Annotated in this window: 26 protein-coding genes; 16 read left to right on the top strand and 10 right to left on the bottom strand. The window is 56.3% G+C overall.

Going from position 1 to position 24950, the window contains the following annotated elements; all coding sequences use genetic code 11:
• Positions 1-56: 56 nt before the first annotated feature.
• Both pgsA and ABDK75_RS06850 read left to right on the top strand, forming a co-directional pair.
• Entirely contained in the window at positions 57-659 is a 603-nt protein-coding gene (pgsA, locus tag ABDK75_RS06855; RefSeq protein ID WP_086633199.1) for a CDP-diacylglycerol--glycerol-3-phosphate 3-phosphatidyltransferase, read from the top strand.
• A 101-nt stretch (positions 660-760) separates the two neighbouring features.
• On the top strand, positions 761-1369 hold the full coding sequence (locus tag ABDK75_RS06850; RefSeq protein ID WP_086633198.1) for a hypothetical protein: 609 nt from the start codon (positions 761-763) through the stop codon (positions 1367-1369).
• A 52-nt stretch (positions 1370-1421) separates the two neighbouring features.
• Here ABDK75_RS06850 and lexA read toward each other — a convergent pair whose 3' ends face one another.
• On the bottom strand, positions 1422-2147 hold the full coding sequence (lexA, locus tag ABDK75_RS06845) for a transcriptional repressor LexA (protein WP_099212651.1): 726 nt from the start codon (positions 2145-2147) through the stop codon (positions 1422-1424).
• A gap of 307 nt (positions 2148-2454) precedes the next feature.
• On the opposite strand from lexA, the gene rpmG reads away from it, so the two are divergent.
• Positions 2455-2622 (top strand): 50S ribosomal protein L33, encoded by a 168-nt coding sequence (gene rpmG, locus ABDK75_RS06840; protein WP_046901668.1) that lies wholly within the window; start codon positions 2455-2457, stop codon positions 2620-2622.
• A 114-nt stretch (positions 2623-2736) separates the two neighbouring features.
• Here rpmG and ABDK75_RS06835 read toward each other — a convergent pair whose 3' ends face one another.
• Both ABDK75_RS06835 and eno read right to left on the bottom strand, forming a co-directional pair.
• On the bottom strand, positions 2737-3066 hold the full coding sequence (locus ABDK75_RS06835) for a septation inhibitor protein (RefSeq protein WP_346005312.1): 330 nt from the start codon (positions 3064-3066) through the stop codon (positions 2737-2739).
• Between the two features lie 147 nt (positions 3067-3213).
• Positions 3214-4494, bottom strand: coding sequence for a phosphopyruvate hydratase (gene eno / locus ABDK75_RS06830; RefSeq protein ID WP_064272901.1), 1281 nt, complete (start codon positions 4492-4494; stop codon positions 3214-3216).
• A 102-nt stretch (positions 4495-4596) separates the two neighbouring features.
• On the opposite strand from eno, the gene ABDK75_RS06825 reads away from it, so the two are divergent.
• Positions 4597-5082, top strand: a complete 486-nt coding sequence (locus ABDK75_RS06825; protein ID WP_244591158.1) for a DUF3429 domain-containing protein — start codon at positions 4597-4599, stop codon at positions 5080-5082.
• On the opposite strand, the gene kdsA is transcribed toward ABDK75_RS06825, so the two are convergent.
• The 4 genes from kdsA to tpiA form a co-directional block, all read right to left on the bottom strand.
• Positions 5070-5894 carry a 3-deoxy-8-phosphooctulonate synthase gene (gene kdsA / locus ABDK75_RS06820; protein ID WP_346005311.1) on the bottom strand — a complete coding sequence of 275 codons (825 nt, stop codon included), beginning with the start codon at positions 5892-5894 and terminating at the stop codon, positions 5070-5072. The genes ABDK75_RS06825 and kdsA overlap by 13 nt on opposite strands.
• On the bottom strand, positions 5891-7522 hold the full coding sequence (locus ABDK75_RS06815; RefSeq protein ID WP_046901663.1) for a CTP synthase: 1632 nt from the start codon (positions 7520-7522) through the stop codon (positions 5891-5893). Before ABDK75_RS06815 ends, kdsA begins: the two co-directional genes overlap by 4 nt.
• Positions 7523-7584: 62 nt before the next feature.
• A complete protein-coding gene (gene secG / locus ABDK75_RS06810; protein WP_211499034.1) occupies positions 7585-7935 on the bottom strand; it encodes a preprotein translocase subunit SecG in 351 nt (116 codons plus the stop codon).
• Entirely contained in the window at positions 7932-8726 is a 795-nt protein-coding gene (tpiA, locus tag ABDK75_RS06805; RefSeq protein WP_211504188.1) for a triose-phosphate isomerase, read from the bottom strand. The genes secG and tpiA overlap by 4 nt, the downstream gene beginning before the upstream one ends.
• Before the next feature lie 123 nt (positions 8727-8849).
• Here tpiA and ABDK75_RS06800 point away from each other — a divergent pair, with 123 nt between their 5' ends.
• From ABDK75_RS06800 to ABDK75_RS06745, 12 genes are all read left to right on the top strand, one after another.
• On the top strand, positions 8850-10787 hold the full coding sequence (locus ABDK75_RS06800) for a peptidyl-prolyl cis-trans isomerase (RefSeq protein WP_346005310.1): 1938 nt from the start codon (positions 8850-8852) through the stop codon (positions 10785-10787).
• A complete protein-coding gene (gene trpE / locus ABDK75_RS06795) occupies positions 10787-12199 on the top strand; it encodes an anthranilate synthase component I (protein ID WP_346005308.1) in 1413 nt (470 codons plus the stop codon). The genes ABDK75_RS06800 and trpE overlap by 1 nt, the downstream gene beginning before the upstream one ends.
• Positions 12200-12247: 48 nt before the next feature.
• Entirely contained in the window at positions 12248-12844 is a 597-nt protein-coding gene (locus tag ABDK75_RS06790) for an aminodeoxychorismate/anthranilate synthase component II (RefSeq protein WP_339408168.1), read from the top strand.
• The gene (trpD, locus tag ABDK75_RS06785; protein WP_346005307.1) at positions 12841-13932 is read left to right on the top strand and encodes an anthranilate phosphoribosyltransferase; all 1092 of its coding nucleotides are present in this window, start codon (positions 12841-12843) and stop codon (positions 13930-13932) included. The genes ABDK75_RS06790 and trpD overlap by 4 nt, the downstream gene beginning before the upstream one ends.
• Positions 13929-14852, top strand: a complete 924-nt coding sequence (gene trpC, locus ABDK75_RS06780) for an indole-3-glycerol phosphate synthase TrpC (protein WP_211499030.1) — start codon at positions 13929-13931, stop codon at positions 14850-14852. The genes trpD and trpC overlap by 4 nt, the downstream gene beginning before the upstream one ends.
• Positions 14853-15018: 166 nt before the next feature.
• Positions 15019-16023 carry a pyruvate dehydrogenase (acetyl-transferring) E1 component subunit alpha gene (gene pdhA / locus ABDK75_RS06775; protein WP_086633189.1) on the top strand — a complete coding sequence of 335 codons (1005 nt, stop codon included), beginning with the start codon at positions 15019-15021 and terminating at the stop codon, positions 16021-16023.
• Positions 16024-16028: 5 nt separating this feature from the next.
• Positions 16029-17396, top strand: coding sequence for a pyruvate dehydrogenase complex E1 component subunit beta (locus ABDK75_RS06770; protein ID WP_346005306.1), 1368 nt, complete (start codon positions 16029-16031; stop codon positions 17394-17396).
• Between the two features lie 6 nt (positions 17397-17402).
• The gene (locus tag ABDK75_RS06765) at positions 17403-18635 is read left to right on the top strand and encodes a pyruvate dehydrogenase complex dihydrolipoamide acetyltransferase (protein ID WP_346005305.1); all 1233 of its coding nucleotides are present in this window, start codon (positions 17403-17405) and stop codon (positions 18633-18635) included.
• A gap of 3 nt (positions 18636-18638) precedes the next feature.
• Positions 18639-20045 (top strand): dihydrolipoyl dehydrogenase, encoded by a 1407-nt coding sequence (gene lpdA, locus ABDK75_RS06760; protein ID WP_346005304.1) that lies wholly within the window; start codon positions 18639-18641, stop codon positions 20043-20045.
• Between the two features lie 5 nt (positions 20046-20050).
• A complete protein-coding gene (lipA, locus tag ABDK75_RS06755; RefSeq protein ID WP_086633185.1) occupies positions 20051-21019 on the top strand; it encodes a lipoyl synthase in 969 nt (322 codons plus the stop codon).
• Positions 21019-21489, top strand: a complete 471-nt coding sequence (locus ABDK75_RS06750) for a type II toxin-antitoxin system RatA family toxin (RefSeq protein ID WP_046901650.1) — start codon at positions 21019-21021, stop codon at positions 21487-21489. Before lipA ends, ABDK75_RS06750 begins: the two co-directional genes overlap by 1 nt.
• A 94-nt stretch (positions 21490-21583) precedes the next feature.
• Complete coding sequence (locus ABDK75_RS06745; RefSeq protein WP_346005302.1) at positions 21584-21904, top strand: hypothetical protein; 321 nt, start codon at positions 21584-21586, stop codon at positions 21902-21904.
• A gap of 61 nt (positions 21905-21965) precedes the next feature.
• Here the strand turns inward: ABDK75_RS06745 and ABDK75_RS06740 are convergent, their stop codons facing one another.
• From ABDK75_RS06740 to ABDK75_RS06730, 3 genes are read right to left on the bottom strand one after another with little or no spacing between them, the layout of a single operon-like run.
• Complete coding sequence (locus tag ABDK75_RS06740) at positions 21966-22451, bottom strand: CinA family protein (RefSeq protein ID WP_099212637.1); 486 nt, start codon at positions 22449-22451, stop codon at positions 21966-21968.
• Positions 22438-24312: a lytic transglycosylase domain-containing protein gene (locus ABDK75_RS06735; RefSeq protein ID WP_346005301.1), complete on the bottom strand. Its 1875-nt coding sequence runs from the start codon at positions 24310-24312 to the stop codon at positions 22438-22440. Before ABDK75_RS06735 ends, ABDK75_RS06740 begins: the two co-directional genes overlap by 14 nt.
• Positions 24293-24904: a YjbE family putative metal transport protein gene (locus ABDK75_RS06730; protein WP_064272890.1), complete on the bottom strand. Its 612-nt coding sequence runs from the start codon at positions 24902-24904 to the stop codon at positions 24293-24295. The genes ABDK75_RS06735 and ABDK75_RS06730 overlap by 20 nt, the downstream gene beginning before the upstream one ends.
• Positions 24905-24950 lie beyond the last annotated feature (46 nt).

Raw genomic sequence — 24950 nt, 5'->3', positions numbered from 1 at the left:
TTCAGAGCGGATTGGCGCATACCGGAGACGGATAAACTGTTCTAGACTGCTTCGTGATGCTGACTGATCTGCCAAACGTCCTGACTCTGCTCCGTATTGCGGCCATTCCTGTTCTGGTTGCCCTGCTGGCGCTGCATTCCGCACTCGGTAACGTCGCAGCCTGCGTTGTGTACACGGCTGCCTGCATTACGGATTATCTGGATGGTGCTCTGGCACGGAAATGGCAAATGCTATCCGAACTGGGTCGGATGATGGATCCGATTGCCGACAAGCTTCTTGTCGGTGCGTTGTTGCTCGCACTCGCTGGCCTGACCACACTTCCAGTGTATTCGCTCTACGCAGCCATCATCATCATGCTACGCGAGATTCTGGTCAGTGGCTTGCGTGAATACATGGCCTCCCAACGCGCAACCCTTCCATCCACCCGCCTTGCAAAATGGAAGACCGGAATTCAGATGGTTGCGATCGGTTTCCTGATTGGCGGAGACAAAGCTGCGGCTACGCTTCATCTTTCATTCCTGCCGGCCACACTAATCGGCGGTATTCTTCTCTGGGTTTCAGTTATTCCAACAGTTCTAAGTGGGTGGGGCTATCTCACCGCCGGACTTTCCAGAATGATGGCCTCTGAGCCTCGCAAGTCCTCAAAGATCGTCTCCTGATCTGGACTATCTGTGATTATTATTGCAGTTATCAGCTCGTCATCTGGCGCTTTTAATCGATGACAGGTAAAGTTCAGGGATCGACCTTATGGGAGTACACAATGCGTAAGGCCGCTCTACTGGCATTACCTCTGGCCCTGAGCGGCTGTGCGGGCATGGGCAAGTTTTTCAATGACACCGCGCTGTGGTCGGGAAGCAACCCTAATGCTCCCCATGGCGATAGTGAAAACCTTCGCAGGGCACGCGGTGAATTCGTAGCAGCTGCACCAATCCTGCCAGAAGGCGGGAACATGTGGCCCGGCTCACCTCAGCCTCTGCCAACCCTCAAAGATGTTGTGAACCCTGACAGCGTCTTTAATAAGTCTCTTGGCGATCCGGCTACGTATTTTGGCGGTGCAACGCTCGACAAGAATTTCATGGGCGGTGGCATTGCTGGTACCGGTGCTCTCGGCGTCTCTGGCCCTCAAATGAAGCCAGGCGACACCATGTCCGTCGGTGAAAAAATCGATGCGATGCGTGGTGTGTCAGAAGATCGCAGTCACTTTGTCCCGACGCTTCCCACTAGCGTTCCGGATAATGCTGGTCGTTTCCTGAACAAAAACCCTGACAAAACCATCATCATCCCGAATGGGGATGGAACGAGCACGCTTATTGCTCCGGATGGTAAAGTCCGCGTTGTACGCGGCGTGCCGTCAGTTCCCAATAAATAATCATCAGAAATTATCTGCCTTGCCGGAGCATTAATCCGGCAAGGCGGTTTTCTTAGTACTGCCTGAAAAGGGCGACCAGCCGTCCCTGTATGCGCACGCGCGCAGCAGGCAGAATACGTGTCTCGTATTCCCGATTAGCGGCTTCCAGAGCAATCGTAGAACCACGACGGCGCAGCTTCTTGAGCGTCACTTCCTGATCATCAATCAGCGCAACAACGATCTGACCATTATCCGCCACTTCGCCGCGCCGGATGATGGCAACATCTCCGTCCAAAATGCCAGCTTCAATCATGGAATCACCCGCGACTGTAAGAGCATAATGCTCTCCGGTGCCGAGCAGGGACGATGGCACCTGAATCTGTGCGCTATCATCCTGCAAGGCCTCAATAGGGAGGCCGGCAGCAATACGTCCGTAAAGTGGAAGCTGAACGCTTGTGTTCTCAACGGGAGAGCGGGGCGCCTCAGAAAATGTCCCGGGAAGATCCTGACGACCACCCTCAACAACTGTTGGAACGAAAGGCGCCGGATTAGCCACAGCATCCACAACCGGGGCCTCAAGCCCCATATGCGGCAAACGCAGAACTTCAAGCGCTCTTGCACGATGGTGATGCCGTCTCAGAAAGCCACGCTCTTCAAGGGCGGAGATGAGGCGATGAATTCCTGATTTGGAACGAAGTTCGAGGGCGTCCTTCATTTCATCGAAGGAAGGGGAATAGCCCGTCCGCCGAAGATGTTCGTCAATGTATAGCAAAAGCTGGTGCTGCTTACGCGTCAGCATACAGGCGCTCCCATGCACCTCGGTGGAGGCAAAATCTGAAGATTGAGACACTGCATAAACTTATGCGACGCTCTTTTGTTCCTTATAGGTTCCCGTTCGTCCACCTGCAAGAACATCTACCAGGCATCAACAAAGCTTTTATCTGGCTAAAAACCCCGGTTTTTGCGGAAAAATGCACCTTATCCCTGGATTTTCTTCAGAAAGCCTTGACCTAGGACATACAAATCAGCATGTTGCGCCGAACTAGATCAACCTGCTGCTTTGGCACTTGCGAGCGGCATCAGGACGGCGCAAGCCCGAGGGTATCATGGGAAAAAGCAACGTTATTCAGATCCGTCTCGTCTCGTCGGCTGACACCGGCTACTTCTACGTCACGAAGAAGAACGCACGTTCTGCTACGGGCAAGATGGAAGTCCGTAAGTATGACCCGGTTGCCCGCAAGCACGTGACCTTCCGCGAAGCCAAGATCAAGTAAGATCTCGCGGATCATACGACGTTAAAAAAGGCGGCCTTCGGGTCGCCTTTTTTATTGGCTCAATTTCTGACGAATAGACTTTCCCGAACATAAAAAAAGAGCCGAGAACGGCTCTTAAAATAGTTTGTCGTGCGGATCGTAGGGGATAACGATATCACCGTTACGCGTCAGATTGAGCATGGCACGGGAACGCTCATCCAGAATGTCAGCATCAAGAGCCTTCTCTTTCAGAGCCAGCACTCGACGGTGCCACACCGCCTGCTCATCCTTGGCATCCTGCTGCGCCTGGATAGCCTGCTGCTGAAGCACAAGCTGATCCTGATAGGCACGGATACCATGAGCGCCGTGAAGGGCGTTCCACCCGAAATAAGCGGTCAGTGACAGAAAGAGCACAGGGGGAGCAACCGCGCGGATGGCACGTTTGATAAGTCTGACGGGTCTCACGCGGGGTAACAGGCTCCCTTGGCTTGAAAACTTCCCATCAATGTAGCTCAGAGAGAGGCTGCGAAACAATCACTGTTGTTCAAGGCAGTAGATTATTTTAGCACATACATAAAACCGGCCTCCTGAATGGAGGCCGGCGTTTGTTGATCAGGCGGACTTCAGAATGCTGCGACCCGCATAACGGGCTGCGCTTCCGAGCTGCTGCTCAATACGGATCAGCTGATTGTACTTAGCCGTACGGTCAGAGCGGGAGAGGGAACCCGTCTTGATCTGACCACAGTTCGTAGCAACAGCAAGATCTGCGATCACAGCGTCTTCAGTTTCACCAGAACGGTGGCTCATAACGCAGGTGTAGCCAGCCTTGTGGGCTGTCTCGACTGCTTCCAGCGTCTCGGTCAGCGTGCCGATCTGATTGACCTTCACGAGCAGGGAGTTCGCTGTCTTGGCCTTGATACCGCGACGAAGGCGCTCAGGATTGGTCACGAACAGATCATCACCAACAAGCTGGAGACGATCACCCAGACGGGACGTCAGCTCAGCCCAGCCTTCCCAGTCATCCTCAGCCAGACCATCTTCAATGGAGACAATCGGATACTTCTTGGCGAGATCTTCGAGGTAGGAGATCATGCCTGAAGAGTCGAACTCTTTGCCTTCACCCTTCAGGTTATAACGGCCGTTGCTGTAGAACTCGGTCGCTGCACAATCGAGGGCAAACGTCACGTCATCGCCTGGACGATACCCAGCAGCCTCAACAGACTTCGTAATGAAGCTCAGAGCTTCATCGGCAGACTTCAGACCCGGAGCAAACCCGCCCTCATCACCAACATTGGTGTTGTGACCAGCAGCAGACAGACCCTTCTTGAGAGCGGCGAAGATTTCAGAACCCATGCGCACGGCATCAGCCAACGTCGGCGCACCAACGGGCTGGATCATGAATTCCTGAATGTCGATCGGGTTATCCGCGTGTTCGCCACCATTCACGATGTTCATCATGGGAACCGGAAGTGTGTGTGCGAAAACGCCACCGACATAGCGATAGAGCGGCAACTCCAGCTCTTCTGCCGTCGCCTTGGCAACCGCGAGGGAAACGCCGAGAATTGCATTCGCACCAATGCGGGACTTGTTCGGTGTGCCATCCAGCTCGATCATCGCATTGTCGATTGCGATCTGATCTTCGGATTCGGCACCCTGCAGCACTTCAAGGATTTCGTCTTCGACAAAACCACAGGCCTTCAGAACACCTTTGCCGTTGTAACGGGACTTGTCCCCGTCACGCAGCTCAACGGCTTCGTGGGCACCAGTGGAAGCACCGGAAGGAACTGCGGCGCGACCGCGGGCACCAGACGACAGCTCAACCTCAACCTCAACGGTTGGGTTACCACGGCTGTCCAGGATCTCGCGGGCGGTGATATCAACAATGGCGCTCAATGGAAGCTCTCCTGGATATGCGTGAACCGGGGGTGGCTCATAACCGTTCGGGACGGACCACACGTCTCGTCTCAAAATCAGAACACAAGGTCAATCGACGACATGCGTCTTCCTTTCTTCGCCCTGATCCTCGGTTTGGCAGGACTTATACCTTTCCTGACCCTTGGAGGGTGGATTTTCCTCGCCGGACTTTTCTCCCCACTCCCGCATCTAACCGTTATTCTTCTGGCCTATGGGGCATGCATCCTGTCTTTTCTCGGTGCAGTCCACTGGGGCCTCGCCATGGAGCGGCCAGATATCATCACAGTTCAGGGAACAGCAGATCGCGACCGCCAGAGACTCCTTCTGGGAGTCTGCCCTGCACTCTGGGCATGGCTTTCACTGTGCGTCGGACTGCTTGGAGGACTGCGCGCCGGATACCTGCTTGAGGTTATCGGTTTTCTGGCAACGTTTGCTGTAGAACGAATGGCCTGGAAGAATGGCGCGCTGCCACCGGGGTACATGCCCCTAAGAGGCGTTCTGACGGTGGGGGCTGTCATAAGTCTCCTCATGGCAGCCCTGGCACCTTTACAGAATTATACGCTGTAGGATTTGGCCAAAGCGTCAAACGCTTTAAGGCGGGTCAACAAGGCCCGCATTTCTGAAAGCGGCACCATTGTTGGACCATCACTCGGAGCATGATCCGGGTCCTGATGTGTCTCGATGAAAACTGCCGCAACACCGATCGACAACGCAGCACGGGCGAGGGGTTCAACAAACTCCCTCTGGCCGCCCGTGGAGGCCCCTAGGCCACCCGGTTGCTGCACAGAGTGAGTGGCATCGAAAACAACCGGATAGCCCGTCTGAGCCATAATTGGCAGGCCGCGCATATCACTGACGAGCGTGTTGTAACCAAAGCTCGTGCCACGATCACAGAGCATGATTCGCTCGTTACCGGTTGAAGCCAGCTTAGCGGCGACATGTGCCATATCCCAAGGCGCCAGAAACTGACCCTTCTTGACATTGATGGCACGGCCCGTTTCACCGGCGGCAAGCAGCAGATCAGTTTGTCGACACAGGAAAGCAGGGATCTGGAGCACGTCCACCGCTTCCGCAGCGACAGCACATTGCTCGGCAGCGTGAACATCCGTCAGAACAGGAACATCAAAGCGTTCGCGGATAGAAGCCAGAATATCCAGCCCCATCTCCATGCCTACACCGCGGGCCGCATTCACGGAACTACGGTTCGCCTTGTCATAACTGCTCTTGTAGATCAGCCCGATATCCAGCTCTCGACATAACGTGGAGAGAGCATCTGCCATCTCCACGGCATGATCTCGGGATTCAATCTGGCACGGCCCTGCAATCAGCGTGAAGGGCCGGTCCTGACCAATCTCGAGCTTTCCAATCTGGAAGCTCACTTGCTTTCAGCCCGCTTGCGAGCTGCCCCGATAAATCCGGCGAAAAGCGGATGCGGATCAAACGGCTTGGACAGCAGTTCCGGATGATATTGCACGCCGATGAACCATGGATGATCTGGATATTCCACGACTTCCGGCAGAACGCCGTCCGGAGACATTCCGGAGAAGCGCAAACCCGTCTTTTCCAGACGATCCTTGTAGTGAAGGTTCACTTCCCAGCGATGACGGTGACGCTCCCGAATATCGGTCGTGCCATAGATCTCAGCGGCGCGTGATCCTGCAGCCAGCTTGGCCGGGAATGCACCGAGACGCATCGTTCCGCCAAGATCACCACCTTCACGGCGGCGCATCAGCTCATTGCCGTTTGCCCATTCCGTCATGAGACCAACCAGTGGCTCACTCGTGGGGCCGAACTCGGTGGAAGACGCTTTGGTGAGGCCAGCAAGCGAACGGGCGCATTCAATCACGGCCATCTGCATGCCGAAGCAAATGCCAAGGAACGGAATGCCGTTTTCACGCGCATAGCGGACGGCCTGAATTTTGCCTTCTGCGCCACGCTCACCGAATCCACCCGGAACCAGAATGGCATCTGCATCCTTCAGGCGCTCGGCAATATCACCCGACTTCTCGAATTCTTCCGATTCGATCCAGTCGAGTTTGACGCGCACATTGTTCGCAATCCCGCCATGCAGCAGGGCTTCCGCCAACGACTTGTAGCTATCCAGAAGCGCCGTGTACTTGCCGACGACAGCAACCTTGACCTCGCCCTCAGGCTCGCGAATCGCGTGGACAATCTTTTCCCAGCGCGTCAGGTCCGGCGAACCTTCGAACGGCAGACCGAAGTAACGCAGAACTTCGCGATCCATGCCTTCGTTATGGTACGAAATCGGGCACGCGTAGATCGTATCCACGTCCAGCGCTGCAATCACCGCTTCCGAACGGACGTTACAGAAGTTCGCAATCTTGCGGCGTTCGTTTTCCGGAATCGGACGATCCGAACGACACAGCAGAACCTGCGGCTGAATGCCGACATTCTGCAGTTCCTTGACGGAATGCTGCGTCGGCTTCGTCTTCAACTCACCGGCTGAGGGAATGTAGGGCAGCAGCGTCAGATGCACACACATGGTCTGGTTATGCCCCAGATCATTGCGAAGCTGACGAATGGCTTCAAGGAAAGGAAGGCTCTCAATGTCGCCAACCGTTCCGCCAATTTCCACCAGAACGAAATCATACTCTTCCGTCCCAGCCACCACGACATCCTTGATGGCGTCCGTGATGTGCGGGATGACCTGAACGGTTCCGCCCAGATAGTCGCCGCGACGTTCGCGGGCGATGACATCGGAATAGATGCGACCTGTTGTGGTGTTGTCTGCACGGCGGGCATGGACGCCCGTAAAGCGCTCATAATGACCAAGGTCGAGGTCGGTTTCGGCCCCGTCGTCAGTAATGAACACCTCACCATGCTGATACGGGCTCATCGTGCCCGGATCCACGTTCAGGTAAGGGTCCAGCTTACGCATGCGGACCTTGTAACCGCGTGCCTGGAGGAGAGCAGCAAGAGCCGCAGAAGCGATGCCCTTGCCGAGAGAAGATACCACACCGCCGGTGATGAATACGAAGCGCGTCATGGGCGCTCCTCATACACCGAAGGTGGGGGCGAGGGGAAGCGTCGAGATGCTTCCCGATTCAGTTAGTGAGCGGGCGTCTCGGCAGGAGCCGGAGCAGCAGGGGTCGCAGGCGTGACAGGAGCCGTCGTTGCAGCAGCCGGGGCAGGGGGATCTGCAAGGATATCATGGCCGCCGACACCCGAGGAAGCACCGCGGTTCAGAAGTGCCAGAACGAGGCAGAGCAGCATGAAAACGCCAGCAAGCACAGATGTCGCACGCGTCAGCAGCGTTGCCGTGCCGCGGCCAGTCATGAAGGAGCCCATGCCCTGGCTGCTACCGATGCCGAGGCCGCCGCCTTCACTGCGCTGGATCAGGATCGTACCGATCAGGGCCAGTGTGACCAGCAGATTGATGACAAGCAGAAAAGTGGTCATGAACGATAGGGTCCGGACAATGGTTGGGATGAGAGACGGAGCGATGCCGCTTCGGCAATGCGCAGGAAGCTTCTGGCCTCCAGGCTGGCACTACCAACCAGCACTCCGCCAAGCACCCCGATGGAAAGAATAGTCGGCGCCTGGGCCGGTGTTACGGAGCCGCCATACAGGATTGGCACGCGAATGTCATCCATCTTGAGACGGGACTGCAACAGACCACGCAACAAAAGCAGCGTCCGTTCAAGCTCTTCCCGGGATGGAGTGACGCCACTTCCAATCGCCCAGACAGGCTCATACGCCAGCACGCCATTGAAATTATCGGTCAAAGAGCCGTCAATCTGACTGGCCAGAACTGTTGCCGCACGACCATCCTGCCGCTCGGCCATCGTTTCCCCGATACAGACAACAGGAATCAGCCCGGCAGCTTCTGCCGCCTGCACCTTTTGCCGGATCAAAGCGTCGTTTTCACCATGGGCCTGCCGACGTTCCGAATGCCCCAGAAGAACATAACGCGCGCCAGTATCGGCGAGCATTTCAGCCGAAATATCACCTGTATGAGCACCGGAAACCGCAGTATGACAGTCCTGCGCTCCCAGCATTATGGATGCTCCTGCGCCCTCAAGTGCCTCAGCCACACGGTCCAGTTGCGTGAAGGGTGGGCAAATGACCATCCGTACATCGTCAGGCAGCGAACGCGCACCTTCGGCCACAGCTGTTGCAAGTTGCAGTGACGCCTCCCGCAAGCCATTCATCTTCCAGTTCCCGATGACGAGTTTCGGCGTTACATTCATGCTTCCTCCTGGGGGTGGCCTGTCAGCTTCTGGTCAAGCGCGGCTCACGACATTATGGTGCGGCAAGTTCTAGCGGGCCTTCCCCGTCCGCACCATCCCGCCATCCGGATCCGTCCTGACCCTATGATTACCACCCTACGCCACCTCCTTGTTGACTCCTGGGCCGGCCGTGCCGCCGCAATCCTGATTTTCCTGGCCTTCATCGGGTGGGGTGTAGGAGACGTCTATTCCAATATGGGGACAAGCAGCTCCAATACGATCGTCACGATCGGGAACAGAACGATCACACCGGATGACCTTGCGCGGGCACTCTCCGCACAGTTACCGGCAGCAGCCCAGCAGATGGGACTGTCTGATCCATCGCATTTGCCGGACGGCACGAAGCAGCAGATTGCACGTCAGGTTCTTCACAATCTCGTGATACAGAATGAGGTACAACTTGCAGGCGAGCGTGCCGGCATGGTTGTGCCAGATGAGTTGATCCGGAAAGAAATTTTCGCGATCCCGGCTTTTCACAATGCAGCAGGTCAATTTGATCGCAGCATGCTGAATGACCGACTGGCCCGCATTGGCATTACCGAAAAACGCCTGATCCAGATGATTCGCGAGGACATTATTTCCCGTGCCCTGCTTCAGGGTATGGGCGCTTCCGTTCAGGCACCAACATCCCTTCTGAACCGTCTGTTCGCCTTCGATGCAGATCAGCGCGTCATGGATGTTCTGCGCGTTCCGTTCACTTCAACAGCAGTGTCAGCGGCCCCAACCGACGAGCAGCTTCATCGCTATTACGACAATCATCCGCAGGATTTCCGAACCACGGAATATCGTCATGCCAAGATGGTCGTAATGACGGCGGACAGCGTCGCCAAGACAATTGAAGTGCCGGATGACGTTCTACATAAACTGTATGATTTTCAGTCCCGCACGTACAACATGCCGGAAACACGCACGCTTCAGGTTCTGACGTTCCAGGACGAGAGCAAAGCCAATGCTGCGGCTACGGCATGGCGCAACACCAATGCGTGGGACGCGATCCAGAAGGCTTATCCGGATGCCGCGGCTGTCGCTCTTCCGCACGTCCGCGAAAGTGACATTCCGAACCCCGAGCTAGCCAAGGCAGCTTTTGGAGCGCCCGCCAATCAGATCAGTGGTCCGACGAAAACGGCAGCAGGCTGGGTCGTATTCAACATCACGGATGTCGTCGCCCCTCATCAGACCACTTTCGAGCAGGCTAAGCCTGAACTGCGCGATCAGGTCCAGAAGCAGGAAGCTCCCGAAGCACTTCAGGCGCGCCTGAAGCAGTTTCAGGACGCGATTGCAGGCTCTACAACGCTTGAGAAAATTCCATCCAACCTTGGTGCGGTGCCAGCAGCTGGCTCACTTGATTCCCATGGCTTGATGCAGGACGGAACCCCGGCACCAATCCCGGGCGACGCAGGCCTGCGTCAGTCCATCGTTCAGCATATCTTCTCTCAGAAGAAAGATGCCCAGCCAGTTGTTGTAAACGGCCCGGATGGCTCTGCCTTCGCCGTTGTGGTGGACGAAGTCCATCCTGGAACGCGCCGTCCGTTCGCTGATGTGCGGGATCAGATCGTTCAGGCCTGGACAGCCGAGCAGCAGCGTCATGCCGCTGACACACGCACCACGGCCCTGTTCACGGAAGCCAAGAAAAGCACACTGGCAAAGGCACTCGAAGGTCAGGCTGAAGCGTCCAGCCTCCGCAAGGATGTGACAATTTCCCGCATCCACCCGGACCAGTCTCTTCCTCAGAATGTTCTTCGTGCCGCATTCGGCCTGAAGGTCGGCACAACAGGCATGTATGAAGGGCCGGATGCTTTCTGGATCGTCAACGTGACAGGGCAGAAGCCGGGCGCAGAAGCAGATGCTGCTTCTCTGCAAAAGGAGCTGTCGGCCCAGTACGTTCAGGCTCTTCAGGCTGATATCCCTGCCGCCCTGGACGCCAGCCTTGAAAAAACAGTGCCGGTGTCGCACCTGAACACCAATCTCTTCAATCAGGTCGTGGCGTCCACGTCACCGGGGAACGCAGGCGGAGCGCAGTGATGAGCATCGTTCACAGCATTGAAGCCGCAGACCTTCTAACGCCTGTCTCAGCCTACCTCCGGTTGTCACGCCTCTCTGATGATCCGTATCGGATGCTTCTGGAGAGTGTGGAGGGTGGAGCCGCGCGTGGTCGATATTCCGTGATTGCACTTCTGCCTGATCTGGTCTGGAAGTGCCGTAACGGTGAAGCGGCTCTGGACGGGACGCCCTTGGAGGGGAACCCGCTGGAGACCCTGAAGGACATTATCGACCAGAGCCAGATGACGCTGCCGGTCGATATGCCTCCCATGATCGGCGGGGTCTTTGGCGTCCTGGGATACGACATGGTGCGGCAGATGGAATTTCTGCCGAATGTTCCCGTCAACGATCTGGACCTGCCGGAAGGGATCATGATCCGTCCGCAGCTCTTCGCGGTCTTTGACTCCGTGCGTGATGAGCTGACCCTTGCAGTGCCTATCCGTGGCTCAATGACGGAAGCAGAAGGCCATGCGCTTTTGGATCGTGCGCGTGAAGCACTGGCTGCTCCACTGGAAAATGCCAGCGAGACACTTCCAGCAGGAAGTGAGTTGGCACCGCCGTCTTGCAATATGACGCAGGAGCAGTTTGAAGCGAACGTTCGCAAGGCACAGGATTACATTGCGGCTGGAGATGCCTTCCAGATTGTCCCGAGCCAGCGATTTACGACACCGTTCCCACTTTCACCGCTTGCCCTCTATCGCAGCCTGCGCCGCGTCAATCCGGCACCATTCCTGTTCCTGATGGAGCTGGAAGATTACGCGCTGGTCGGATCTTCCCCCGAAATTCTTGTTCGTTTGAGGGAAGGGGAAGTCACGGTTCGTCCGCTAGCCGGGACACGTCCTCGTGGAACGGATCGGGAGCATGATCTGGCACTCGAGAGAGAACTGCTCGCCGACAAGAAAGAGCTGGCTGAACATCTGATGCTCATTGATCTGGGCCGCAACGATGTCGGACGTGTTTCCGAACTTGGCACAGTAGAAGTGCCGGATCAGTTCGTGATCGAACGCTACAGCCATGTGATGCACATCTCTTCGACCGTCACAGGGCAGATCAAAGCAGGCAAAACGGCTATGGATGCCCTCGTCGCGGCATTCCCGGCAGGAACCCTGACCGGAGCGCCAAAAATCCGCGCCATGCAGATCATCGATGAGCTGGAACCGACCCGTCGGGGGCCATACTCAGGATGCGTCGGATATTTCGGAGCGGACGGGGAAATGGACACCTGCATCGGGCTCCGTATGGCCGTTCTCAAAAACGGCCAGATGTATGTTCAGGCCGGCTGCGGCGTGGTCGCGGACAGCGATCCCAACTCCGAATTTCGTGAAACACAGGTCAAGGCGAGAGCTCTTTTCAGGGCAGCCGAAGTTGCTGTCTCCAACGCAGCAAAATCCTGAAACAATGTTGCATTTGACGTAACGAAACGTGAAGGCCATCCTGTTGCCATGATCCTGCTCATCGACAACTACGACAGCTTCACATTCAACATCGTCCACCATCTGGGCGCACTGGGTGTTGAATGTGATGTGAGACGAAATGACGCGCTGAGCGTGGACGAAGCACTTGCGCTCAACCCGTCTGCCATTGTGATTTCGCCAGGCCCTTGTGCACCAGACGGTGCGGGGATCTGCTGTGAGCTGATCCGAGCCGCGGCCGGAAAGTTTCCCGTATTTGGCGTATGCCTTGGACATCAGGCCATCGGTCAGGTTTTTGGCGCCACTGTCGTTCGGGCGCCCGTGCCGATGCACGGAAAGATCAGCCCTGTAAATCACGACGGGACGGGTGTTTTTGCAGGCTTACCTAACCCCGTAAACGTCGTGCGCTATCATAGCCTGACGCTCGATCCCGCGACCATTCCTCCCGAACTGATCGTCAACGCTTTTACGGAAGATGGCGTGATCATGGGCATTCGCCACCGGGACTACGACATTCACGGTGTACAGTTCCACCCTGAAAGCATCGCATCGGTTGCAGGCCGTGAACTTCTTTCTAATTTCCTGACCATTGCCGGTATTCAGCACAAAGCTACTGAAGCGGCATGACAGAAAAGACAGATTTTGCAGCCGTTCTTCGCAAGGTTGCTGATGGCAAATCTGTGGCATCGCACGAAGCTGATGCTGCATTTTCCGCCATCATGGCCGGCTCCGTAGACGCTCCTTTACTCGCCGCATTCCTGACAGCTCTCAAAGTTCGCGGTGAAACAGAGGCGGAGCTCACAGGCGCAGTTCAAGCCGTCCGACGATATATGACGACCTTGCCTGACGTGCCTGATAACACCCTGGATGTCTGCGGAACGGGCGGAGATGGGCTAGGGACGCTCAATGTCTCCACTGCGGTTGCATTCGTTCTGGCAGGCCTCGGCGTTCCTGTAGCCAAACATGGCAACCGGGCACTTTCATCCCGCTCCGGCGCCACGGATGTACTGGAAGTTTTGGGCATCCCCCCGACCGATAACCTGACGCTTCAGTCCCATCGGCTACGTGAAAACAATCTGACCTTTCTGGCCGCACCTTTTCATCATCCCGCGATGCGTCATGCCGCACCGATCCGGAAAGCTCTTGGCTTCAGAACTCTCTTCAATCTGCTTGGCCCCTTGTGCAATCCTGCGCAGGTTCATCGCCAGCTTATCGGTGTTTTTGATGCCCGGTGGTGCGAACCTGTCGTCCGGACTTTGGCCAATCTTGGCAGCACGCATGTCTGGGCCCTTCACGGAACCACAGATGAGGGCGGCAGCGATGAACTGACGCTGGCAGGCCCAGCTCAGATTGTCTGCCTTGAAAATGCGAAAGTTCTCTCCCTTTCATTCGAGCCCGAGATGGCAGGAATGGTTAGAACGCCAATCTCTGCCGTTCGCGGCGGAAACGCTGAAGAGAACGCCGTCGCCCTGCGCGCACTCCTCAATGGCGCTCCCGGCCCGTATCGTGATACTGTACTTCTGAATGCTGCAGCTGCCCTGCATGTGGCAGGCCGAGGTAGCGTCGTGCAGAACGGCACAATTGACGCGCAGGCTTTTCGTAACAATGTGGCTCTGTCAGCGAGTGCCATCGACGATGGCTCCGCGCGCGCAGCTCTGGACAGAGCGGCCATGACAAATTCCACCCTTATAAAAACAAACGCAGGACTATCATGACCTTCATGCATCAGCGACCCGCGATGACCTATGCACCTGAAGGGGTAGAGCAGTTTCCTGACCCGGAAGTTCCGGAGACGACCACGCCGCCCATCAAGGATCCCGCCGTCGAGACAACCGATCGCAGCGACGTTCTTGCTCGCATCTGCGCCCGCACACGGGTAGATGTAGAACAGCGTTCACAGATCATGTCTCTCAAGGAGATCACGCTGCGCGCGCGTGAAGTCACGGCGCCGACACGAGGCTTCGGTCAAGCTCTTCAGCATCTGACAGCAGACCGACAGGTTGGACTGATCGCGGAAATCAAGAAGGCGTCTCCATCCGCTGGTGTGCTCCGCCCAAATTTCAATCCTGTTGAAATTGCGCTGTCTTACCAGGCTGCAGGTGCAACGTGCCTGTCCGTTCTGACGGAAGGATCATGTTTCCACGGCAGCACAGATGATATCCGTGCCGTTCGCGAGGCCTGCAGCCTTCCAATCCTGCGCAAGGACTTCATTCTTGATCCCTGGCAGGTCCACGAAAGTCGTCTGATTGGGGCGGATTGCATCCTTCTGATTATGGCCGCCCTGACAGAAACGCAGGCATCGGAACTCATTGGAATTGCACGTGGCCTGGACATGGATGTGCTGGTTGAAGTGCATGATGCTGACGAACTGAACCGGGCTCTTGCGCTCGACACGTCTTTGATCGGCATCAACAACCGAAACCTCCGCACCCTGAAGACAGACATTCAGACAACGCTTGATTTGGCCCCTATGGTTCCACCTGATCGTCTGGTTGTGTCCGAGAGCGGCATTAAAACCCAGGATGATCTTCTAAAAGTCGGGGAAGTCGGCGCGAGTGCCGTGCTTGTCGGAGAAAGCCTCCTTCGTGAAGACGATCCCGGCCAGGCTGCACGCCGTCTTTTAGGTTTCGTCTAATTTTTTCTGCTGAGAGGGCGATCTTCCCCTCTCAGCCTTGTCATTCCGCATTGAGCTCACGCCCTCCTGCTTTTCCTTTCGGAGATGTAACTGGGGCCACTCTGGCCTTCCGGGTCGAGTGACGGTAAGAGCTTCCCCAGATTTGTGCATTTGCAGGAGACCTGCCATGGGCGAGACAACGTCCGCTTCCTACCGGAGCAATGGTCCGGCCCTTTCGCCGGAAACAATGAAGCAAGCCTACAAGGACATGCTTCTTATCCGACGTTTTGAGGAAAAAGCTGGCCAGCTTTACGGAATGGGCCTGATTGGCGGCTTCTGCCATCTTTACATCGGGCAGGAAGCGGTTGTGGCCGGCATCGGTCTGAATATGAAGCAGGGTGATAAATCCATCACCTCATACCGTGACCATGGCCAGATGCTCGTGGCAGGCATGACACCCCGCGGCGTAATGGCAGAGCTCACCGGGCGGGCAGGCGGCTATTCACGCGGCAAGGGTGGTTCCATGCACATGTTCTCCCGCGAAAAAGAATTCTACGGCGGCCATGGCATCGTCGGTGCGCAGGTGGCTCTAGGCACGGGCCTGGCCTTTGCGAACATGTATCGGGGCACGGACGAAGTCTCCATCGTCTATTTTGGCGAAGGCGCATCAGCTCAGGGACAGGTCTACGAGAGCTTCAATCTCGCGGCCTTGCATAAACTTCCCTGCATCTACGTCATCGAGAACAACAGATACGGCATGGGCACGTCCATTGAACGTGCCTCTGCCTCCAAAGACCTTTCTCGTAATGCTGAGCCTTGGGGCATCGCGAGCCGCAAGGTCGATGGTATGGACATTTTTGCCGTCCACCAGGCTGCGCAGGAAGCCATGGAACACTGCCGCTCCGGGAAGGGACCTTTCCTGCTGGAAATGGAAACCTACCGTTACCGCGGGCACTCCATGTCTGATCCGGCCAAATACCGTGATCGTGCTGAAGTTGAAGAAATGCGTCGGACACGTGATCCGATTGAAACCCTGAAGGCTGAAATGCTGCGCAACGGCATCGAAGAAAGCATCTTCAAGGACATTGAAACCGAAGTGAAAGCCGTCGTGGCGGACGCTGTTGAATTTGCACAGACCTGTCCTGAGCCGGATCCCTCCGAACTCTGGACTGACATTTTGGTGGAGGCCTGATTTCCATGGCATCTCTGATTCTGATGCCGGCCCTGTCGCCGACCATGACCGAAGGTACAATCGCACGCTGGCTTCGTCAGCCTGGCGATACAGTGAAGTCTGGCGATGTGATCGCCGAGATTGAAACCGACAAGGCCACGATGGAAGTCGAAGCCGTTGATGATGGTGTGTTCGGTAAGGTTCTCGTGCCCGAAGGCAGCGAGAGCGTTGCCGTCAATACGCCTATTGCTGTCCTTCTTGAGGATGGCGAAGACGTAGCCGCCGCCGAAAACGTGACGCGTTCAGCCGATCCAGCTGTTGGCGCATCGGTTGCTATCGAAACTCCATCCGCACCTGCCATTGTCGAAGCTCCCGCCATCAAGCAGGCTGACAACGAGAAAGACTGGGGCGAAACGAAAAACATTACGGTTCGCGAAGCTCTTCGGGACGCGATGGCTGCAGAGTTGCGCCGTGATGAAGACGTCTTCCTGATGGGTGAGGAAGTTGCCCAGTATCAGGGCGCTTACAAGATCAGCCAGGGTCTGCTGGATGAGTTTGGTGAAAAGCGTGTGATCGACATGCCAATCACCGAGCACGGCTTTACCGGCATGGCGGTCGGCGCGGCCCTGACGGGCCTGAAGCCTATCGTTGAGTTCATGACAATGAACTTCTCGCTGCAAGCCATTGATCATATTATTAATTCTGCCGCCAAGACGCTTTACATGTCCGGTGGACAGATGGGCTGCCCGATCGTCTTCCGTGGTCCGAATGGTGCCGCAGCACGCGTCGGCGCTCAGCACTCCCAGTGCTTTGCAAGCTGGTATGCTCATATTCCTGGCCTGAAGGTCGTTGCTCCGTGGTCCGCCGCGGATGCGAAGGGTCTTCTGCGCGCAGCTATTCGGGATCCAAACCCGGTCGTCGTGCTGGAAAACGAGATCCTGTACGGCCAGAAATTCCCATGCCCTACGGATGAAGACTTCATCCTGCCGATCGGGAAGGCCAAGATCGAGCGTGAAGGTAAAGACGTGACTCTGGTTGCGTTCTCCATCATGGTTGGCGTTGCGCTCGATGCCGCTGCCGAGCTGGCAGAAGAGGGCATTGAAGCCGAAGTCATCAACCTTCGTACGCTGCGGCCCCTTGATACTGAAACGATCATCAAGAGCGTCAAGAAGACGAGCCGGATTGTTTCCGTTGAAGAAGGCTGGCCGGTTGCGGGTATCGGCGCAGAAATCTGCACGGTCGCCGTTGAGCAGGCTTTTGACTGGCTCGATGCGCCTCCGGCGCGCGTCTGCGGGCTTGACCTGCCGCTGCCCTACGCGTCCAATCTTGAAAAACTGGCACTTCCGAAACCCGAGTGGGTTGTGGAAGCGGTCCGCAAGCAGTTCGGGGACTGACCGACAATGGCAATCGATATTTTGATGCCGGCCCTGTCGCCGACAATGACTGAGGGCAAGCTGGCCCGCTGGCTTAAAAACGAAGGCGACACAGTCTCTGCCGGAGACGTGATCGCTGAAATCGAGACCGACAAGGCCACGATGGAAGTTGAAGCGGTAGACGAAGGAATTCTCGGCCGTATCCTCGTTCAGGAAGGCGCAGAAGGTGTCGCTGTTAACACACCTATCGCTATTCTTGTCGAAGAAGGCGAAGATGTTCCAGCAGCGTCTTCAGCACAGGCACCCGCCACAATAGCTGCCGCTGATGCGCCTGCTGCTCCCGTAAATGCACCTACGCCCGTCACCAAGGCAGCAGTTACGGCAGACACTTCTGAGCGTATTTTTGTTTCTCCGCTTGCAAAGCGTATGGCAAAAGAGCGCGGAATTGCTCTCGCGTCGCTCAACGGAACGGGACCAAACGGTCGTATTCTAAAGCGCGATGTAGAGAAGGGCGGCCAGCCGGCTACGACCGCACCGAAAGCTACGCCCGCGGCACCCGTTGCTAACGAGGGTTCCTTAACGCGCGTTCCGAATTCCACGATGCGTAAAGTCATTGCGCGGCGCCTGACGGAATCAAAAACGCAGGTGCCGCATTTTTATGTATCTGTGGACATCGAACTTGATGCTCTGCTTGCGCTTCGTTCCAAACTGAACGCGACGGCTGAAGACAATAGCTTCAAGCTTTCTGTTAATGACATGATGATCAAGGCCGTAGGGCTGGCACTCAAGAAGGTGCAAGGTCTGAACGTCCAGTTTACAGACTCGGAGACGCTGCATTTCGATAATGTGGACATCTCGATGGCTGTTTCCATTCCAGATGGCCTTATCACCCCAATTATTCGGAATGCGGACCAGAAGTCCCTGCGCGAAATCAGTCGTGAAGCCAAGGATCTGGCCAAGCGTGCCCGTGTAGGCAAGCTGAAGCCGGAAGAATTCCAAGGTGGGACGTTCTCGATCTCCAACATGGGAATGTTCGGAGTCCGCGATTTCGCCGCGATCATCAATCCGCCGCAGGCTGGTATCCTGGCTATTGCGTCGGGCGAGAAACGTGCTGTGGTTCGTGGAGACCAGCTTGCAATTGCAACCGTCATGACGGCGACACTTTCTGTTGATCATCGTGCCGTTGATGGCGCGCTTGGCGCACAGTGGCTGAACGCCCTGCGCGACATCGTACAGAACCCTTACACTCTGGTGGTCTGATCCATGTCCGATACTTTCGATCTGATCGTTGTTGGTGGCGGTCCTGGCGGTTACGTTGCAGCACTCCGAGCCAGCCAGCTTGGCATGAGCGTTGCCATCGTGGAGAGCACGCATTTTGGTGGCGTCTGTCTCAACTGGGGCTGCATTCCCACCAAGGCGCTCCTGCGCTCCTCGGAAATCCATCATCTTCTGCATGATCTGAACACGTTCGGCTTCTCCGCCGAAAATGTCTCTTTTGATCTTCCGAAGATTGTCGCCCGGTCCCGGGGCATTGCACGCCGTATGGGCGGCGGAATTGCTCACCTGCTGAAGAAGGCCAAAGTCACGACCTTTGACGGTCGTGCAAAACTGGCTGGACGGGCAGGGGAAGCACATAAGGTTTCCATCACCAAAGACGGCGCTGAAGTCGCAGTCATCAAGTCGCCCAACGTGATCCTGGCAACAGGGGCGCGGGGTCGTCAGCTTCCAGGTCTTGAGACGGACGGAAAGTTAATCTGGGGTGCGCGTGAGGCCATGACTCCGGCAGAACTGCCGAAGCGTCTTCTGGTCATCGGCTCTGGTGCTATTGGCATCGAGTTCGCGTCTTTCTACCGTAACATGGGTAGCGAAGTCACAATTGCTGAAGTTGCGGATCGCATTCTGATTGCCGAGGATCCGGAAATCAGCGCAGCTGCCCGCAAGGCCTTTGAGAAGCAGGGGATGAAAATCATCACCGGTGCAAAGGTTGGAGCGCTGCAGAAGGGCGAAAACGAGGTCTCCACCACGATTGAAAGTGCGTCTGGCACGATTGATGTGACGGTAGATCGCGTAATCTGCGCTGTCGGCATTGTCGGGAACGTTGAAGATCTTGGACTGGAAGGCACCAAAGTCCAGGTCGATCGCACTCATATCATCACGGACGGCTTCTGCCGCACGGCAGAGCCGGGCATCTATGCGATCGGTGACGTTGCAGGCGCTCCGTGGCTAGCTCACAAAGCAAGCCATGAAGGTATTCTCTGCGTCGAGAAGATTGCCGGTCGTTCGCCGCAGCCTCTTCATGCGTTGAACATTCCGGGCTGCACCTACTCTCGCCCTCAGATTGCTTCGGTAGGTCTGAGCGAAGAGAAGGCTATTGCCTCTGGTCATAAGGTCCGCGTCGGTCGCTTCCCGTTCATGGCGAATGGCAAGGCCGTAGCGATGGGTGAGACGGAAGGCATGGTCAAAACCGTGTTTGACGCGACCACCGGAGAGCTTCTTGGTGCTCATATGATCGGTGCTGAAGTCACGGAGATGATCCAGGGTTATGTTATTGCCCGGACGAGTGAGCTGACGGAAGCAGAACTGATCGAGACGGTTTTCCCGCATCCGACAATCTCCGAGACGATGCATGAAGCGACTCTGGCGGCCTTCGATGGCCCGCTCCATATCTGAGCATCATGTCCCAGCGCATCACCATTGATCATCGGTCAGCGCCTTCTCCCCGTCATCCGGAGAAGGCGCATCGCCCCGATAACCCGATCCAGCGCAAACCGTCCTGGATCAGGGTCAAGGCGCCCAATCATCCCGTCTATCACGAGACGCGAGCTCTGATGCGGGAAGCGAATCTGGTTACGGTGTGCGAAGAGGCTGCTTGCCCGAATATCGGGGAGTGCTGGTCTCAGCGTCATGCCACCATGATGATCATGGGAGAGATCTGCACGCGCGCCTGCGCGTTCTGCAACGTCACAACCGGCTTGCCCAAGGCGTTGGACGAGGACGAACCTCGCAGGGTGGCAGAAGCTGTAGCAAAGCTCGGCCTCAAGCACGTTGTGATTACATCGGTGGACCGTGATGATCTCGCCGATGGCGGAGCACGTCATTTTGCCAATGTGATCAAAGCCATCCGCACGGCTTCAGCGAGCACGACAATCGAAATCCTGACTCCTGACTTCCTGAGGAAGCCAGGCGCTCTTGAGGTTGTCGTGGAAGCCAGACCGGACGTTTTCAATCACAATATCGAGACTGTGCCACGTCTCTATCCCACTATTCGTCCGGGTGCGCGATACTATCAGTCCCTGCGTCTGCTGGACGGTGTGAAGAGGCTTGATCCATCCATTTTCACCAAGTCCGGCCTGATGCTTGGCCTTGGTGAGGAGAAGATGGAAGTATGGCAGGTCATGGATGATTTCAGGGTCGCTGACGTCGATTTTCTGACGTTGGGACAGTACCTTCAGCCGAGCGTAAAGCATGCATCGGTCGAAAAGTTTGTTACCCCGGAAGAATTTGACGGCTATGCTGCGGCTGCCCGTTCCAAAGGATTTCTCCAGGTCAGTGCAAGCCCTCTGACACGATCCTCCTATCATGCGGACAGTGACTTCGCGAAGCTGCAGGCTGCGCGAAACAGCCGTCTGAAAGAAAGTCCCTGATGCCGACACATGCCGAGCAACGGTTGATTGCCTACACGCCGGAGCAACTTTTTGATCTGGTCGCAGATGTGGAGAGATATCCGCAGTTTCTGCCATGGTGCGTCAAAGCGACTATCAAATCCAAGACGGAGCATGAACTGGTAGCTGACCTGACAATCGGGTTCGGTCCGTTCCGTGAAACCTTTACGAGCCGTGTGACCTTGGAATGCCCTTCGCGTATCCGCGTCCGCTATGAGAAAGGGCCTTTCCGGTATCTGAACAACGTCTGGACATTCACACCTGACCCTCGTGGTTGCCTGGTGGATTTCTTTGTGGACTTTGAGTTCCGGTCTCGTCTGCTTCAGAATGCGATGGGTGTTGTGTTCAATGAAGGCGTTCGTCTGATGGTCTCAGCCTTCATCAAGCGGGCTCGTGATATCTATGGCGTACAGACGCCACAAACCCGTACTCCGCAGCCGGGACTTTCCTGAGCACAGGAAAGAATTCGTAATACGTCATGAACCATTTGGCGCATGTGGCGTTTTGAGCCCCAAGCACCGAATGGTGTCATGAAAGGATTACGCAATGAAGAAATTTACCTTCGGCGCATTTGCCTTCTCGGCTTTGATTGCTGCTGCTTCCCCGGCTATGGCCGAACACCATGGACATTACCATGGCAAAAAATCGGCTTCGCACATGCAGAAGTCTGATGAAGCGTCTGCAACAGATGCTCTGAACGCCCGCTCTCTCCAGCAGGCTCAGACGCCAGTTCAGGCACAGGCTCCAGCGGCTCCACTTCCGGTTGCAACGGCACCGACGTCTGCGGTTGTTCCTACGGCGCCGGTCCCGACCGTACCGCCAGCGGCATCAACAATGCCAGCAACGGCCCCGACTGACGGTCAGTAAATCGTCAGTTGGCACAATTTGCCATAAAGGCCCTCACCAGATCGGTGGGGGCTTTTTTTGTTCAGGCCCTCAGGATCATTTCAAGAGCATGTCTCACCGTAGCATTTCTGACTGCAGCTCGATCTCCCGAAAAAAAATGTCGTTCTGAAATTGCCTTTCCGGGAAAAACAGCCAGCCCGAAGCAAACAGTTCCCACAGGTTTCTCAGCACTTCCGCCGTCTGGTCCAGCTATTCCCGTGACAGAAACCGCTACTGTCGCATCCGCAGCATGCCACAATGCGCCCTCCGCCATGGCTCGTGCCGTCTCTTCACTGACTGCGCCGTATCGAGCAAGAGTGTCTGCAGAAACGCCAGCAGCGCTGCTTTTCAGGGCGTTGGAATAGGTCACAAGGCCGCCTTCAATCACGCTGGACGACCCTGCAATATCGGTAAGGGCCGCGCAGATCATCCCGCCCGTGCAACTTTCCACAGTCACAAGGCGAAGGTTTCTTGCCGCCAGATGCGCGAGCACTTGTTCACAAAGTGATCGAAAATCAGTTTCCGACATTGGAAGCACTCACTCGATAAACCATCATGTTAGCTTCGATATTTTCGATGTACATTCGCGTTTCCCGATAAGGGAGACGCTCGATCCAATCGAGAACGCCATCTTCAGATAAAGGATCGGCAGGTGGATTTGCTTTGAGCCACAGATCCACCCGATGCGGCCCAGCATTATAAGCAGCCAAGGCATAGGGAATGACGTTATTAAAGCGCGCGAGCAACTGGGATACGTAAGCATTCCCGACGGTCAGATTGGTTTGAGGATCCAGCAGGGCCGCTGCGGAGACATTCATGCCCCCCAGATGGGCCCGTCGCACAACATCCGTCGCAGCCCCGGGTAAGATCTGAAGCAGTCCTATGGCATGAGCCCCACTGATGGCGGCAGAATCGAACCCGCTTTCCTGCCTGATGACGGCTGGAAGCAAACCATCTGGGACAGTCGATGCTTCCGGCCATGGATTAGGAAAACCCTGCGGATAAAGGGCAACGCCTTTTCGTGACAAGGCATGAGCGGCAAAGACTTCAGCGGCAGGAACATTAAGGCGTGAGCCAAGGTCTGCCACAGCTTTCTGACCTTGCGGCGTCGGATTAGCGATCAGAAGAAGCAAAAGGAAGTCTTTAGCGTGTTCCTGATCTCCTGACTGCATCAGGTCGGTGGCAGCCTCGACGAGATCCTGTCGCTGCAAGTCTCCTGATGCCACCGATGGAAGAGAGTGCAAGCTTTGCTGGAGCGCACTATCGAACTCCTGAGACGTCGCCCCCGCCAAAATAAAAGACTGCTCCCCGGAAAGAGCCGCCTGAGCAAGCTGGCCATGGAACGTCGTGGGAAAACGTGTCGCATGCTCAAATGCGTTCTGCGCGTCTCCTGAATGCCCTGCGGCCTGGCGGGCGCGCGCGGTCCAGTACCAGCCTCGAGCCTGCATCGCGAGTGAGGAAGTCTGCTGGAGCGGCTTGAAAAACTCCTCCGCTTGGTCGGGAGTATTCAAGAGCCGAAGAGCAATAAAGCCCGAGAGATTTTGCGCTTCCTGACGGTCGATTTCGGTGAGCGGCAGTGTTGTGTCCTGCGACAGGGCATAAGCGTCCTGCACACGATCTGCGAGGAGTAGGGCGCGAGCGAGACTTGCTCTTTCACTGGACCATTCATGAGAAGGAGCCGCAGCTTGCAGACGTGAACCTGCATCATTCCAGAGCGCCAAAGCGTCATCCAGGCGGTCTCCGCGCCGAAGAGCCCGCAAGCGATAGCGGATTAAAATGGGATCTGCACGCTCAGCAGGAGATAGAGCATCAAATGCGCTGTCGGCATCCGGGGAGACGGATCGTTCAGCGAGTCTCGCGCGTGCAAGAGCCTGACGCTCGGGCGGCAGGCGAGAGATTTGACGTCCAGCGGCTGAAAGCTGCCCCTTGGCTTCGAGAGTCGCATAACGCTGCCACTGATAATCCGCACTGAAGACAGTGGCATATCTCGTTAAAAGAGCACCTTCTTCCTGAGCGGTTCCCGCACCAGAGACCCAAAGCCTACGCGCTTCATTCACTGCACTGGGGAGATGATCCTGACAGTTCAGGAACGCCGAGACGAGTGTCAGGGGAAGAGACGGGCAGAGACGGTTTAAAGCTTCAGGATCAGATGTATGCGTAAGGGCATTCTGATATCGCCACAGAATTTTGGCGCGCTGCGGCCAGACCGGGGTCTGCAGAAGAAAGGCAGCATAGTCGTCTGCAGGTCGGTCTGTGGCTGAAGGCGCAACAAGCGAGAGCCACTGAGCCAATCGGTCCTGAACCGAGGGTGTAGAGGGCAAAGGAGCTGCCGCCCCAAGAAACAGGGCAGCAGCCAGCAGAAGTGGTCGATCAGTTCGGCAGCACAACATGATGCCAGATTTCTCCTCCGCCGCGGATGATGAGCTCTATCGCCACACCCAGAACGACAAACAGACCACACCATGCGATCCAGCTGTAACGGGCCAGAAGCCCGGCAATGAACGACGCGGCAACGCCCATCAGCAACACAGAGAATGCAAGGCCGCCCATGAGAATCCATGGATGACCAACAGCAGCACCTGCGACAGCAAGGACATTGTCCAGACTCATGGAAAGATCGGCAATGACAATCTTGAGAATGGCAGGCCCAAGACGGGAAGGGGCGTCAACCTCCACGTCCGTATCACTGTGCCGGAGTTCCCGATACATTTTCCAGCAGACCCAGAGGAGCAGACAACCGCCTGCAAGCGTCAGGCCCACAATAGCCAGAAGACGGGCTGCAACCAGTGCCAGTCCAATTCGCAGGACGGCCGCAAACGCCGTGCCGATCAGAATGGCCAGACGCCTCTGTCGCCCCTGAAGGCTACGAACCGCCATCCCGATGACAACTGCGTTGTCTCCCGCGAGCGTGATATCAATGAGGGTGACCTGTGCCAGCGCAAACAGGCCGTGAACGAAAGTATCAGGGAGCAAGGTTGTCATTCTTCCAAAAGGGGTCCGTGCAATATCCTCGTATTTGGTCTAAGCA

The sequence above is a fragment of the Gluconobacter sp. OJA genome, from assembly GCF_039638325.1.
GTDB classification, from domain to species: Bacteria; Pseudomonadota; Alphaproteobacteria; order Acetobacterales; family Acetobacteraceae; genus Gluconobacter; species Gluconobacter cerinus.
The sequence above is the reverse complement of the archived record's forward strand: the minus strand, read 5'-3'. Positions and strand labels throughout refer to the sequence as shown.

Bases quoted from the DNA above. Each gene is read 5' to 3' on its own strand.
- pgsA (WP_086633199.1), top strand. From the start codon at position 57: ATGCTGACTGATCTGCCAAACGTCCTGACTCTGCTCCGTATTGCGGCC.
- ABDK75_RS06850 (WP_086633198.1), top strand. From the start codon at position 761: ATGCGTAAGGCCGCTCTACTGGCATTACCTCTGGCCCTGAGCGGCTGT.
- lexA (WP_099212651.1), bottom strand. From the start codon at position 2,147: ATGCTGACGCGTAAGCAGCACCAGCTTTTGCTATACATTGACGAACAT.
- rpmG (WP_046901668.1), top strand. From the start codon at position 2,455: ATGGGAAAAAGCAACGTTATTCAGATCCGTCTCGTCTCGTCGGCTGAC.
- ABDK75_RS06825 (WP_244591158.1), top strand. From the start codon at position 4,597: ATGCGTCTTCCTTTCTTCGCCCTGATCCTCGGTTTGGCAGGACTTATA.
- ABDK75_RS06815 (WP_046901663.1), bottom strand. From the start codon at position 7,522: ATGACGCGCTTCGTATTCATCACCGGCGGTGTGGTATCTTCTCTCGGC.
- secG (WP_211499034.1), bottom strand. From the start codon at position 7,935: ATGACCACTTTTCTGCTTGTCATCAATCTGCTGGTCACACTGGCCCTG.
- tpiA (WP_211504188.1), bottom strand. From the start codon at position 8,726: ATGAATGTAACGCCGAAACTCGTCATCGGGAACTGGAAGATGAATGGC.
- ABDK75_RS06800 (WP_346005310.1), top strand. From the start codon at position 8,850: ATGATTACCACCCTACGCCACCTCCTTGTTGACTCCTGGGCCGGCCGT.
- trpE (WP_346005308.1), top strand. From the start codon at position 10,787: ATGAGCATCGTTCACAGCATTGAAGCCGCAGACCTTCTAACGCCTGTC.
- ABDK75_RS06790 (WP_339408168.1), top strand. From the start codon at position 12,248: ATGATCCTGCTCATCGACAACTACGACAGCTTCACATTCAACATCGTC.
- trpD (WP_346005307.1), top strand. From the start codon at position 12,841: ATGACAGAAAAGACAGATTTTGCAGCCGTTCTTCGCAAGGTTGCTGAT.
- trpC (WP_211499030.1), top strand. From the start codon at position 13,929: ATGACCTTCATGCATCAGCGACCCGCGATGACCTATGCACCTGAAGGG.
- pdhA (WP_086633189.1), top strand. From the start codon at position 15,019: ATGGGCGAGACAACGTCCGCTTCCTACCGGAGCAATGGTCCGGCCCTT.
- ABDK75_RS06770 (WP_346005306.1), top strand. From the start codon at position 16,029: ATGGCATCTCTGATTCTGATGCCGGCCCTGTCGCCGACCATGACCGAA.
- ABDK75_RS06765 (WP_346005305.1), top strand. From the start codon at position 17,403: ATGGCAATCGATATTTTGATGCCGGCCCTGTCGCCGACAATGACTGAG.
- lpdA (WP_346005304.1), top strand. From the start codon at position 18,639: ATGTCCGATACTTTCGATCTGATCGTTGTTGGTGGCGGTCCTGGCGGT.
- lipA (WP_086633185.1), top strand. From the start codon at position 20,051: ATGTCCCAGCGCATCACCATTGATCATCGGTCAGCGCCTTCTCCCCGT.
- ABDK75_RS06750 (WP_046901650.1), top strand. From the start codon at position 21,019: ATGCCGACACATGCCGAGCAACGGTTGATTGCCTACACGCCGGAGCAA.
- ABDK75_RS06745 (WP_346005302.1), top strand. From the start codon at position 21,584: ATGAAGAAATTTACCTTCGGCGCATTTGCCTTCTCGGCTTTGATTGCT.
- ABDK75_RS06740 (WP_099212637.1), bottom strand. From the start codon at position 22,451: ATGTCGGAAACTGATTTTCGATCACTTTGTGAACAAGTGCTCGCGCAT.
- ABDK75_RS06735 (WP_346005301.1), bottom strand. From the start codon at position 24,312: ATGTTGTGCTGCCGAACTGATCGACCACTTCTGCTGGCTGCTGCCCTG.
- ABDK75_RS06730 (WP_064272890.1), bottom strand. From the start codon at position 24,904: ATGACAACCTTGCTCCCTGATACTTTCGTTCACGGCCTGTTTGCGCTG.